Below are 12,259 nucleotides of genomic sequence, written 5' to 3'. Positions count from 1 at the left end.
TGCTGACGCGTTCCGGTCTGGATTTGGAAATGATGCGTCCGGAAGGATTGGCTGCAAACATCGGCTTGAAAGAGCAAGGTTATTACCTGAGCGAGATTCAGGCAGATGCTATTTTACGCATGAGCCTGCGAAACCTGACAGGCCTCGATCAGGAAGAAATTGTCGAAAGCTACAAAAACCTGATGGGTAAAATCATCGACTTTGTGGACATCCTCTCCAAACCCGAACGCATTACCCAAATCATCCGTTACGAACTGGAAGAAATCAAAACCAACTATGGTGATGAAAGACGCAGCGAAATCAACCCGTTCGGCGGCGACATTGCCGATGAAGACCTGATTCCGCAACGCGAAATGGTCGTGACCCTGACCCACGGCGGCTATATCAAGACCCAGCCGACCACCGACTATCAGGCTCAGCGTCGCGGCGGGCGCGGCAAACAGGCGGCTGCCACCAAAGACGAAGACTTTATCGAAACCCTGTTTGTTGCCAACACGCATGATTATTTGATGTGTTTCACCAACCTCGGCAAGTGCCACTGGATTAAGGTTTACAAACTGCCCGAAGGCGGACGCAACAGCCGTGGCCGTCCGATTAACAACGTCATCCAGTTGGAAGAAGGCGAAAAAGTCAGCGCCATCCTTGCCGTGCGCGAATTCCCCGAAGACCAATACGTCTTCTTCGCCACCGCGCAGGGAATGGTGAAAAAAGTCCAACTTTCCGCCTTTAAAAACGTCCGCGCCCAAGGCATTAAAGCCATCGCACTCAAAGAAGGCGACTACCTCGTCGGCGCCGCGCAAACCGGCGGTGCGGACGACATCATGCTGTTCTCCAACTTGGGCAAAGCCATCCGCTTCAACGAATACTGGGAAAAATCCGGCAACGACGAAGCGGAAGATGCCGACATCGAAACCGAGGTTTCAGACGGCATCGAAGACGAAACCGCCGACAACGAAAACACCCTGCCAAGCGGCAAAAACGGCGTGCGTCCGTCCGGTCGCGGCAGCGGCGGTTTGCGCGGTATGCGCCTTCCCGCCGACGGCAAAATCGTCAGCCTGATTACCTTCGCTCCTGAAACCGAAGAAAGCGGTTTGCAAGTTTTAACCGCCACCGCCAACGGATACGGAAAACGCACCCCGATTGCCGATTACAGCCGTAAAAATAAAGGCGGACAAGGCAATATCGCCATCAATACCGGCGAACGCAACGGCGATTTGGTCGCCGCAACTTTGGTTAGCGAAACCGACGATTTGATGCTGATTACCAGCGGCGGCGTGCTTATCCGCACCAAAGTCGAACAAATCCGCGAAACCGGCCGCGCCGCAGCAGGCGTGAAACTGATTAACTTGGACGAAGGCGAAACCTTAGTATCGCTGGAGCGTGTTGCCGAAGACGAAACGGAAACCGACATGCCCGAAACAGAAGCCGGCACCTCCCCCGGAACAAACTGATAATCAGGACCCGATCTTGCCGCATACCGTCCGGACAAACAGAAACCGGGCGGTATTTATTTACCCGTTGTTTTCAATAGAGAAATACCGGGCAGGCCAAAGGCCGGTGTTCCAATACGGCATTGATGCCGTCTGATGATTTAAAAAACTTTTCTATTCGACTGAATAGCTTTCTGCCCGAATAAAGGGAATCGTTTTGCCCCTTACGAATGGATAAAATCAACCGATTATTCAAACGCCGCCCGACCAAAATGGTTTTCCGCCCGATACAGCCATATCAGTATAAAGACGAATATCCGGAATACCTGGTGTTGCAGAAACGACACACATCGATAAATACATAATAGATTGGAAAATATCAACAAAATATACAAATCCAATAAATCTCGAAGAGATAATGATATTATCCTTGATAATTATTATTATCTTTATTTAAGATAGCGGCACTTTTTCTTTTTTAACCTTTACAAGGAATAAAGATGAGCTTCACTCTCCCCCCCCCCCCGCATTTTTCGATACAGCCTGATGGCACTTGCCCTATCTGCCGGATTTTCCCATGCAGACGGAAATTTCGGTCACAACCATACGGCCGAACTGTCGGAAGTTAAAGTCAGCGGTACCGCCGTCAGTACCCGTACCCACCGCAACCAACTCGACCGTGAAACTGCAACCGATTTGAAACAGGTCATGAAAGACCAGATTGGTATGGATGTCGGCGGCGGCAACGGCGTAGCACAGTTCTACAGCATTCGCGGCGTGGGCGAAGACAAAATCAACTTGGATGTGGACGGAACCGGCCAATCCACTAAAATTTTCCACCACCAAAGCCGCTTCCAACTCGATCCGGCATTAATTAAAAGCATTAACGTAGAAAAAGGTACCGGTGCGGCAAGTTCAGGCATCGGCGCGGTCGGCGGTACGATTCGCGTTACCACTGTCGATGCCAAAGATTTGCTGGTTGACGGCAAACCCTTCGGCTTCAAATTGGGTTCAACAGTCAGCTCCAATAAAGGTGGCAGCGGCAACATAGCCGTTTACGCCTACCAAAACGGTTTTGATGCCCTGTTTGCCGGCAACTTCCTGAACAACCGCGACTACAAAGACGGTGCGGGCAAAATCAATCAGGGCAGCAAACTGGAACAACACAGCTATTTGGGCAAACTGGGTTATGACTTCAACGAAGACCACGGCATCCGCCTGAGCTACCGCCAAGAATATCAAAAAGGCAACCGCACGGACAAAGCCGAATTCCAAAACGTTTCCAACTATAAAGGCTTTGCGGGTACTGCCCAAAAAGAACAGTCATATAATTTGGAATATAAAGGCCGCCACGTCGGATTCTTAGACAAAATCGATGCCAACCTCTTCCAAATCCATACCGACGACTACAAACCGCCTAAAGGCGCGCCGGACGGCACACAAAAAAGCAACGAACTCGAATTGAGCAAAATCAAAGCAAAAGGTGCCAATCTTAACCTTGCCAGCACCTTGGGCGACGGTCATCTCGTCAAATACGGTTTCAATTACCGTCATGAAAGTGCCAAATCTTCAGACAAAAGCCCTTGGCTGAAAATCCTAAAACTCAACGATGTCAATGACGAGAAAAAAACCGATTATGGCATCTATACCGAAGGCATTTGGAATCTGCATCCCGTAACCCTGACTACCGGTTTGCGTTACGATCATTTCAAATACACCGCAGCCAACGGTCAAAACGCTGCCGACGGTCAACTTAATCCGAGTGTGGGTATCATTTGGGATGTCAACGACAACTTCTCCCTCTTGGGCAACTTGAATCAGGCAAGTCGTTCCCCCCGCCTGAATGAAGCTCTGCTTGCCAACGAACGCGCGGGCAATGCGGTCGATGTTGATAAAGATTTGAAAGCAGAAACCGCCCGCCGCGCCGAAGTCGGCTTCAAATGGCGGCAAAACGGCTTTAACCTGAGCGGAAGCGTATTCCATCAAAACATTAAAGACTTGGTGGTTTACCAATGGGCAAAAATTGACAACAAAAAGGCCGTCATTAACGAGCGCGGACGTATCTTCAACGGTGGCAAACTGACTACCAACGGCTACGAAATCGATGCATCCTATCGAAACGGCGGTCTGACCGCACGTTTAGGGGTATCCTACGTCAAACCGCGTTTGAAAGGCGAAATGTACTACGGCGAAAGCCCGATACTGGCAGAAGACCACGAAAGCTCGTTTACCTTCTGGAATACCGGTCGTCAATGGCTGACCGGCCTGTCCTACCGGTTTGAACAGCCTAAATTGGAAATCGGCTGGCGCGGACGTTATGCCCAAAGCACAAGCTTTACCGATGCAGCACGGAAAAAAGGTACGGTTAAATCCGTTAAAAGCGGCTACGGCGTACACGATCTCTACGCGAACTGGCAGCCTTTGGGCAAAGACAATATGAACGTCAACTTTGCCGTCAACAACATCGGAAACAAAAAATACCGTTCACACAGCCAGCGCTTCCCCGACGGTGTGGCTCGCGTACCGTTCTACGAACGTGGCAGAGAGTTTGTCTTCGGCCTGAACTACCGTTTCTGACCTACCGTTTTAAAGCAATGCCGTCTGAAAACCTTTTCAGACGGCATTTTCGTTACAGATAAAAGCAAGGTTTTTTCATATCGGGTACGTAAACTTAACGGGAAAAGACTGGACTATATTACAAAATCGAGCAGGTAAAAATCTTCCTTACCAACCCCGCATTCGGGGCATTTCCAATCGTCGGGGATGTCTTCAAACTTTGTTCCGGGGGCGATGCCGTGTTCGGGGTCGCCGAGTTCTTCATCGTAAATCCAGCCGCAGGGGCCGCACATATATTGCGCCATTTGTGTTTCCTTGTTTTTTGTATAGTGGGTTAACAAAAACCGGTACGGCGTTGCCTCGCCTTAGCTCAAAGAGAACGATTCTCTAAGGTGCTCAAGCACCAAGTGAATCGGCTCCGTACTATTTGTACTGTCTGCGGCTTCGTCGCCTTGTCCTGATTTTTGTTCATCCGCTATAAATCAGGGTTTGGGAGGATGGTGCGGTATCCGCCCGGTTTTTTTTTGGGGTTGTTTTTTTTTGATAGATTCCTGTGGTTTTTCGATTACTGGATTCCCACTTCCGTGGGAATGACGGTTTGGAGGTTTCGGTTTTTTCGATGGATTCCTGTTGCGTTAGGGGGCTGGATTCCCGCTTTTGCGGGAATGACGGTTTGAGGGTTTCTGTTTTTTCCGATGGATTCCTGTTGCGTTGGGGGCTGGATTCCCGCTTTCGCGGGAATGACGCGGTGAGGGTTTCGGTTTTTTCCGCCTGTTTATTTTGCGGCTTCGATTGCTGCTATCTCTTTGCGGAGGTGTTTGATTGCGGGGGTTACGATGGCGACAAACATTGCTTCGCGGACGCGCCTTTGGGCGGGACTGCGCATCAGGTAGCCTTTNGCGCCGGAATGCAGGGCGGCGGATTGGGCGGCGGCAAGTGCCAGTACGGCGGCGGCTTCGCGCAGCTTGAGGGTCGCTAATGTGTCCGGCGTGTTGTTCCATGCCAAACCGGCAAGCCTTTCGGTTTCTGCCCACGCGCCGTCCAACCTTGCTTTGAGGCTGTCGTAGCCGTCGTCGAGGTAGCTGTTGACTTCGGCGTTGACGACGTTGGCGAGGCGGATGATGCCGAGGCTGCCGTCTATCACGCCCGCGCCGATGCCGATTTGCAGGAGGATAAAGCCTGCTTTAATGCTTTGGATGTAGTCGGCAAACTGTTCGGGCGCGGCGATGATGTCTTCGTCGGGGATAAATACGTCTTTGAAGTTCAGGCTGAAGGTGCGCGTGCCTTCGAGGGCGCAAAACTCGGGGCAGTTTTGCAGGCTTACGCCTTCCCTTTGCCCTCCGGTGATAAACATAACGTAACCGTCGCCGATTTGGGCGGTATTCGCCCAAATGTGGTCTTCGCCGATGTTGGACACCCACGGCAGCGCGCCGTTGACTGTGTAGCCGCCCTCCACGCGTTCGGCTTGGAGGTTGTGTTTTTCGATGCCGGCAAGGTGTTTGACGGTATTGGACATTCCGGTGCCCGCCAATACTTTGCCTTGCAGGATGTCGGCGAGGTATTTGTCTTTGACGGCCCGGTTGGGCGTTTGGTGCAGATACCACGCGCAAGCCGCCTGACACCACGCGCTGAAGGAGGTTGCGCCGCATTCTTTGCCGATTTCGCGCAAGACGGCGATTTGCGTTGCCAAACCCAAGCCGTTGCCGCCTTCGGCTTCTGTACCGACTGCGCCGAATCCGCCGATTACGCCGAGTTCGCGCATAAATGCTTCGGGGTAGTATCCTTTGCGGTCGATGTCGTCCACTATGGGTTTGAGCTTGGTTTTGACGAGTTCGGCAACGTTGGCAATCAGGGTTTGGGCGTTCATCTTTGTTCCTTAAGGTTTGCGGGGGAATCGGGGGCGCGCCTGATGCGCGGCTGCTTCCCTGCCGCTTAGGCGGCTTGTTTTTGTTTGAGGGGGTGTTTTTGAAAAACCGCCCGATATTCGGGCGGTTTTTGTTTGCTTAGGCGTATGCCTGCAATTCGGGGTTGATTTCGGTTTGGGCAAGGTTGTTGACGTAGTTGCACAGGGTTGCCAAAGCTACGCCCATCACAACTTCGACCGCCTGCTGCCGGTTGTAGCCCGCTTCGAGGAAGGCGTTGAGTTCGTCGTCGGATACCGCGCCTTTTTTCGCCATTACGGCTTGGGTAAAGGCGGCGAGCGCGCCGAGTTTGGCATCGTCAAACGCACCGGCATCGAGCGCGCGGGCGGCTTTGACGGATTGTTCGGAAAGGAGTTTTTTCAGGGTTGCGAGTTTGGTGTGTCCTGCCACGCAGAAGCCGCATTGGTTGGTGCGGGCGGCGATGATCTGGATGACTTCGACTTCGCCGGCGGTCAGGCTGTTGGCGGCATTGAGCTTGCCGACTTCTTGGTAAAACGCCAAGGCTTCGGGGGCGTTTGCCAATACGCCGATAAGGTTGGGGATAAAGCCGTTGTTTTGAAGTACCGCCTCGACGCGCGCTTTGGCGGCTTCGGGGGCGGTTTCTAGGGTGTGTACGGTTAAACGTGCCATGTTTCTTTCCTTGTTTGAAATATTATTGAAGGGATGGACGCATGGTACGCATTTCGGAATGAAATGGGAAAGACTGATTGGTTATGTGCTGCAAACGAAAAGTTATAAGAAATGCCGTCTGAAGCCTTTCAGACGGCATCGCGGGGAAACACGCCTACCTGCCCCCGCGCCCGAAATATTGCGCCAATGCGGCTTGGGGGTTGGCTGCCTCAACCGTTTCGGGCAATTCGGTATAGCCGCGCGATAAAAGGTGACGCGCATAAAGGCTGTTGCCCTTTGCGCCGAACCAGACGGAAACTGCCAAGCCCAATACGTTAAACGCCGAGTCTGTGGCGGGCGTGTCGCCGTAAACCAGTTGGGCAAACACTGCCAGCACGAATATCGCGCCCGTCAGCCCCAGCCCCAAACCCCACATTCTTTTGAAACACGCCCACAGCGTGCCGAACAAAAGTCCCGGCCACGACCAGCCTTGTTTGACGGCTTGGGGCGGCAGGGCGGGATGAGTGTAGATTTTGTATGGTTTCATCGTGTTTCCTTTTCGGTTGAAACCCTGCCCTTTGGGCGGTAGGTTCAGACTTTATTTGGGAGGCGCGCGCGCCTGTGCCGGCATACGGCTTAAAAGCGATTGCCCAACGGGGAACTTCAAACCTGACAATGCCGTCTGAACGGTGTTTTGCCTTCAGACGGCATTGCCTGCCTTCAAAGCGAACGCGCTTATTCCGCCCAGTTTTTCTTTTTGCTGGTTTTGCCGATACCCGGGTTGAAGCTGTTGGTCGGGTCGAGTTTGCGGTAAAACTGTTTGAGCGCGGGCTTGGCTTCATACAAATGGCCGACGTTGTGTTCGGCGGGATATTGCGCGCCGCGTTGGTCTAAGAGATGCAGCATTTCGTGTTCCAACGCCATGCAGTCGTTGCCTTTTTTGATGATGTAATCCTGATGGAAAACGTGGCACATAAAATGCCCGTAATACAATTTATGGATGATTTTATTGTCAATTTCCGGCGGCAGTTTTTCAAACCAATCGCGGTCGTCGCGGCGCAGGGCGATGTCGAGCGCGACCAAATCTTCCACTTCGTCATCATGCACGGCGCGGTAGCGGATGGCGGCGGAGGCGACGGCGAAACGGTGCAGCATCGCGGCTTGGGTTTCTTCGGCGTTGCACTCGAAAAACGCGCCGCCGTGGTGTGCAAAATATTCTTTTAAGAACGCGCGCGCTTCATCCACGCCTTTCCCGCCCATTTTCAGAATCAGGTGGTGTTCGTATTTGTCGCGGTAATCGCGCATGGATTTGGGCAGGTGGTCGGGCAGGAATTTGCTGACGAACTGCATTGCCTTGTCAGAAAAATGTTTGGGCAGGAAGCTGACTTTTTTGCCGAATCGGTCAACTTTGGCTTTGAAATCAAATAATTTCGGCAGTTGGTGCGTACCGAATTTTTTGATGACGTAAAACGTGTCTTTGCCGTACACGTCGGCAATGTCGAAAGCGTGGCGGTGGATGTATTCGCCGGAAACAGGCAGGCTTTCAAATTCGCCCAAGGCGGCGCGGCGGATGTCGGTCAGTTCGTTGATGTCGTTGGTGCCGATGTAGAACACGGCGGTTTGTTTTTCTTGCGGGAAGGTGTCCAAACGGACGGCAAAAACCATCAGTTTGCCCGCGCAACCGGACGCTTCGTAATGGCGCGCGGGGTCGGCGTTGAAACGCGCGGCGGTCGGTTCGTCCACTTGGCGGACGTGTTCGCAATAGGCGTGGTCGTGTCCTTTGCCCGCATCTTGTTTGATGTCTTTTTTCTGATAATGATGACCTTGCAGGTTGGTCAGGATTTCTTCAGGCGTGTCGCCCAAATCTATGCCCAAATGGTTGACCAGCTCCAGCTTGCCCTCTTCGTTGATTTGGGCAAACAGCGCCATTTCTGTGTAGGCCGGGCCGCGCTGCACCAATGCGCCGCCGGAGTTGTTGCACACGCCGCCTAAAACGGACGCACCGATACAGGATGAGCCGATGACCGAATGCGGTTCGCGCCCCAAAGGTTTCAGCAACAATTCAAGCTGGTTCAGGGTAGAGCCGGGCAGACAGACGACTTGTTCGTTGTTGTTGATGGTTTGGATGATGTTCATCCGCATGGTGTTCACAATCACGATGTCGCGGTCGTAATCGTTGCCGTCGGGGGTCGAACCGCCCGTCAAACCGGTATTCGCCGCCTGCGTAATCACAATCACGTCCGCTTCGACGCACGCCTGCAGAATTTTCCACATTTCCAGAATGGTTCCGGGGCGAACCACCGCCAATGCCTTACCCTCGCCGAAGCGGTAGCCTTGGCGGTATTGTTCGGTTTTCGCGGGGTCGGTGATAATGTATTTTTCGCCTACGGTTTGGGTCAGGCTGCTGATTAATTGCGAGGCGTTCACGGTACTCTCCTATCGGGATAAGCGGCGGCGCAAATCCCGGTACGCCGCCGTATGTTCAATTTGGATATTTTGGTGCGGCAAGTTGCACGCTGCAAATTATTTTTGGTTAAAGAAATAATGCAATTTGATATTTTTGGCATTTGCCGCGTTTTCCAAATCGGCCTTGTCGCTTTCGCTATCGCCCATCATATAGACACTGACATTATTTCCGACTTTCTTTGCATGGTTTAAGGAATAAAGTGCGGTCGCCTTATTAAGCATTTGGCTGCTTCCCGCCACGCCGACGTTGATATTGTCCGCGCCGAGCATTTCAATCATATTTGATGCCGAAGGCGATCCGGATGTTTTAATCATTCCGACAACCATTGCATCGGAAAGTGGGTTATTTGTCGCGGGAACCTGCACAACGACAGAGCGTTCTCCCTGCGGCATTTCAACCATCAACCGACCGACATTGACACCTGTTGCACAAGCTGCAAGCATACCGGTAAGGGTTATCATTAGAAGTTTTTTCATTTGCCTACTCCTTTAGTCTTTAATCAAACTGCCCTGTTCGTCATAAACTTGAAATTGAACCATACTTCATTTTTATGAAGCCGGTTCTTCATTGGCCTGTATGGATACATTGTAATGATGCGTTATGGCAAAGTAAAGAAAATGCCGTCTGAACGGCTTTCAGACGGCATCGGTGCGATACGGGAACGCCGGAACATCGAAGCTCCGGCGTTTCAAATAGGGCGGCGGGCCAAACCCCCGGCACTGGCGCATCGGAGTGGGCTGCTGGCTTCCGCCCCTGACCCGGTGTTCCGATTTGCCATGCGGGGAGACCCGCCTCAGAGAAACGGCATTATAACGGGTTTTATGAAAAACTCAACCGTTTTGATACGGTCATACGCCGGAAACACTGTCTAAAACTTATATCCGATAATATTGTCAACAATTTCTCAAAGCGTCATTTTGTTTCTATAAGGGTATTTCCTGTTTCGGCATTGAAAAATATCAAAAATTGAACTACATTATCGCCTTTTCAAACCCGCCTGAAACCGACTTTTCAGACGGCATTCAAATAAAAACTGCCAAACACGGACACACCATGACCACGACTACCGCCCCGCAGCGTATTCGGGAAATTCCCTACAACTATACTTCTTATACCGACCGCGAAATCGTCATCCGCCTGTTGGGCGACGGGGCGTGGCAGATTCTGCAAGATTTGCGCGGTCAACGCAAAACAGGACGTTCGGCACGGATGTTGTTTGAAGTGTTGGGCGATATTTGGGTGGTCGTGCGCAATCCGTATCTGGTCGATGATTTGCTGGAGCATCCGAAACGCCGCGCCGCGTTGGTACGCGAAATGCGCCACCGCTTAAATGAAATCCGCAAACGCCGCGACGATAATCGGCAAGTGGATGTCTTGGTTGCCGCAGCAGAAAAAGCAGTCGAGCGTTTTGATAGCAGTTTTGATGAAACCAGCCAAAAACGCCATCAGATTTTGGAACGCTTAAGCAAAATCACCAAGCCGCACAATATCATGTTTGACGGATTGGCGCGGGTAACGCACGTTACCGATGCGACCGACTGGCGCGTCGAATATCCTTTTGTCGTCGTCAATCCCGACACAGAGGCGGAAATCGCGCCTTTGGTGCGCGCCTTAATCGAGCTGGATTTGGTCATTATCCCGCGCGGCGGCGGTACGGGTTATACCGGCGGCGCAGTACCTTTGGACGCAAACAGCGCAGTCATCAATACCGAAAAACTCGACAAACATCGCGGCGTCGAATTTGTCGAGCTGGTGGGTTTGGACGGCAAACATCCGATTATTCATTGCGGGGCGGGCGTGGTCACGCGGCGGGTGGAAGAAACCGCGCATCAGGCGGGTTTGGTGTTCGCCGTCGATCCGACTTCTGCCGACGCGTCATGCGTGGGCGGTAATGTGGCGATGAACGCGGGCGGCAAAAAAGCCGTGCTGTGGGGGACGGCGTTGGACAACCTCGCCTACTGGAACATGGTTAACCCTCAAGGCGAATGGCTGCGTATCGAGCGCGTGCACCACAATTTCGGCAAAATCCACGACGAAGAAACCGCCGTGTTCGACGTTCACACGCTGGATTCAGACGGCATCAATATCGTTAAAACCGAACGCTTGGAAATCCCCGGCCACAAATTCCGCAAAGTCGGTTTGGGCAAAGACGTTACCGACAAATTCTTGAGCGGCCTGCCCGGCGTGCAAAAAGAAGGTACAGACGGCATCATCACCAGCGTTGCCTTCGTGTTGCATAAAATGCCGAAATACACGCGCACCGTGTGTATGGAGTTTTTCGGTACGGTCGCCACCGCCACGCCATCTATTGTCGAAATCCGCGACTTTTTGCTTGCCCATGAAAGCGTGCGGCTGGCGGGTTTGGAACATTTGGACTGGCGTTATGTCCGCGCCGTCGGCTACGCCACCAAAGCGGCGGGCAAGGGACGACCGAAAATGGTTTTGCTGGCAGACGTGGTTTCCGACGATGAAGCCGCCGTACAGGCAGCCGCCGAACACATCTGCGAACTCGCCCGCGCCCGCGACGGCGAAGGCTTTATCGCCGTGTCGCCCGAAGCGCGCAAAACCTTCTGGCTCGACCGCAGCCGCACCGCCGCCATCGCCAAACATACCAACGCCTTTAAAATCAACGAAGACGTGGTAATCCCGCTTGAAAGACTCGGTGAGTATTCAGACGGCATCGAACGCATCAACATTGAGCTTTCCATCCAAAACAAACTCAAACTCTGTGCCGCCTTGGAGCAATATCTTTCGGGCAAACTCCCCATCGACAAAATGGGAACAGACTTGCCGACCGCCGAGCTTTTGGGCGAACGCGGCAAACACGCCCTAGCCCACGTTTCCGCCGTCAAAGCGCGTTGGGAATGGTTGCTCGCCAATCTCGATACGCCGCTTGCCGACTACAAAGCCCGCTACGGCGCAGCCGTCCACGCCGCACCCGAAGCCAAAGACAATGAAAGCTGCTTTATTGCCTTCCGCGATTTCCGTCTGCGCGTGTCTGTCAAAGCAGACGTAATGAAGCCGCTTTCTGAAATCTTCAGCGGCAAAACCGACACCAAAATTATCCAAGGCTTGGGCAAAATCCACGCCAAAACCGTACGCAGCCGCGTCTTTGTCGCCCTGCATATGCACGCTGGCGACGGCAACGTCCACACCAATATTCCGGTCAATTCGGACGATGCCGAAATGCTTCAGACGGCCTATCGTTCGGTCGAACGCATCATGAAAATCGCCCGTTCGCTCGGCGGCGTAATTTCCGGCGAACACGGCATCGG

At 52.7% G+C, this 12,259-nt stretch carries 9 protein-coding genes and 1 other RNA gene; 3 read left to right on the top strand and 7 right to left on the bottom strand.

Features of this window, described 5'->3' with window-relative positions; genetic code table 11:
• Together ACRPFF_RS10330 and ACRPFF_RS10325 are read left to right on the top strand one after the other, a co-directional pair.
• The coding region (locus ACRPFF_RS10330; protein WP_432674600.1) for a DNA gyrase C-terminal beta-propeller domain-containing protein at positions 1 to 1,451 on the top strand (1,451 nt) is incomplete at its 5' end.
• Positions 1,452 to 1,976: 525 nt separating this feature from the next.
• Positions 1,977 to 4,007, top strand: coding sequence for a TonB-dependent receptor (locus ACRPFF_RS10325; RefSeq protein WP_411713074.1), 2,031 nt, complete (start codon positions 1,977 to 1,979; stop codon positions 4,005 to 4,007).
• Positions 4,008 to 4,120: 113 nt separating this feature from the next.
• On the opposite strand, the gene ACRPFF_RS10320 is transcribed toward ACRPFF_RS10325, so the two are convergent.
• The 7 genes from ACRPFF_RS10320 to ffs all read right to left on the bottom strand — a co-directional run bounded on the left by ACRPFF_RS10320 (position 4,121) and on the right by ffs (position 9,777).
• A complete protein-coding gene (locus ACRPFF_RS10320) occupies positions 4,121 to 4,291 on the bottom strand; it encodes a rubredoxin (RefSeq protein ID WP_003688501.1) in 171 nt (56 codons plus the stop codon).
• Between the two features lie 470 nt (positions 4,292 to 4,761).
• The gene (locus ACRPFF_RS10315; RefSeq protein ID WP_411713073.1) at positions 4,762 to 5,853 is read right to left on the bottom strand and encodes an acyl-CoA dehydrogenase family protein; all 1,092 of its coding nucleotides are present in this window, start codon (positions 5,851 to 5,853) and stop codon (positions 4,762 to 4,764) included.
• A gap of 136 nt (positions 5,854 to 5,989) precedes the next feature.
• The gene (locus ACRPFF_RS10310) at positions 5,990 to 6,538 is read right to left on the bottom strand and encodes a carboxymuconolactone decarboxylase family protein (protein WP_411713072.1); all 549 of its coding nucleotides are present in this window, start codon (positions 6,536 to 6,538) and stop codon (positions 5,990 to 5,992) included.
• A gap of 154 nt (positions 6,539 to 6,692) precedes the next feature.
• Positions 6,693 to 7,064: a DUF2628 domain-containing protein gene (locus ACRPFF_RS10305; protein WP_002213703.1), complete on the bottom strand. Its 372-nt coding sequence runs from the start codon at positions 7,062 to 7,064 to the stop codon at positions 6,693 to 6,695.
• Positions 7,065 to 7,252: 188 nt separating this feature from the next.
• Entirely contained in the window at positions 7,253 to 8,944 is a 1,692-nt protein-coding gene (gene dld, locus ACRPFF_RS10300) for a D-lactate dehydrogenase (protein ID WP_432674599.1), read from the bottom strand.
• Between the two features lie 96 nt (positions 8,945 to 9,040).
• Complete coding sequence (locus tag ACRPFF_RS10295; protein ID WP_118811619.1) at positions 9,041 to 9,460, bottom strand: hypothetical protein; 420 nt, start codon at positions 9,458 to 9,460, stop codon at positions 9,041 to 9,043.
• A gap of 220 nt (positions 9,461 to 9,680) precedes the next feature.
• Positions 9,681 to 9,777: signal recognition particle sRNA small type (gene ffs, locus ACRPFF_RS10290), an RNA gene on the bottom strand.
• A gap of 260 nt (positions 9,778 to 10,037) precedes the next feature.
• Between ffs and ACRPFF_RS10285 the strand changes: the two genes are divergently transcribed.
• On the top strand, positions 10,038 to 12,259 hold a 2,222-nt coding region (locus ACRPFF_RS10285), incomplete at its 3' end, for a DUF3683 domain-containing protein (RefSeq protein WP_432674601.1).

It is taken from the genome of Neisseria sp. SLRRB23, assembly GCF_050896295.1.
In the GTDB taxonomy this organism is placed as follows: domain Bacteria; phylum Pseudomonadota; class Gammaproteobacteria; order Burkholderiales; family Neisseriaceae; genus Neisseria.
The sequence above is the reverse complement of the archived record's forward strand: the minus strand, read 5'-3'. Positions and strand labels throughout refer to the sequence as shown.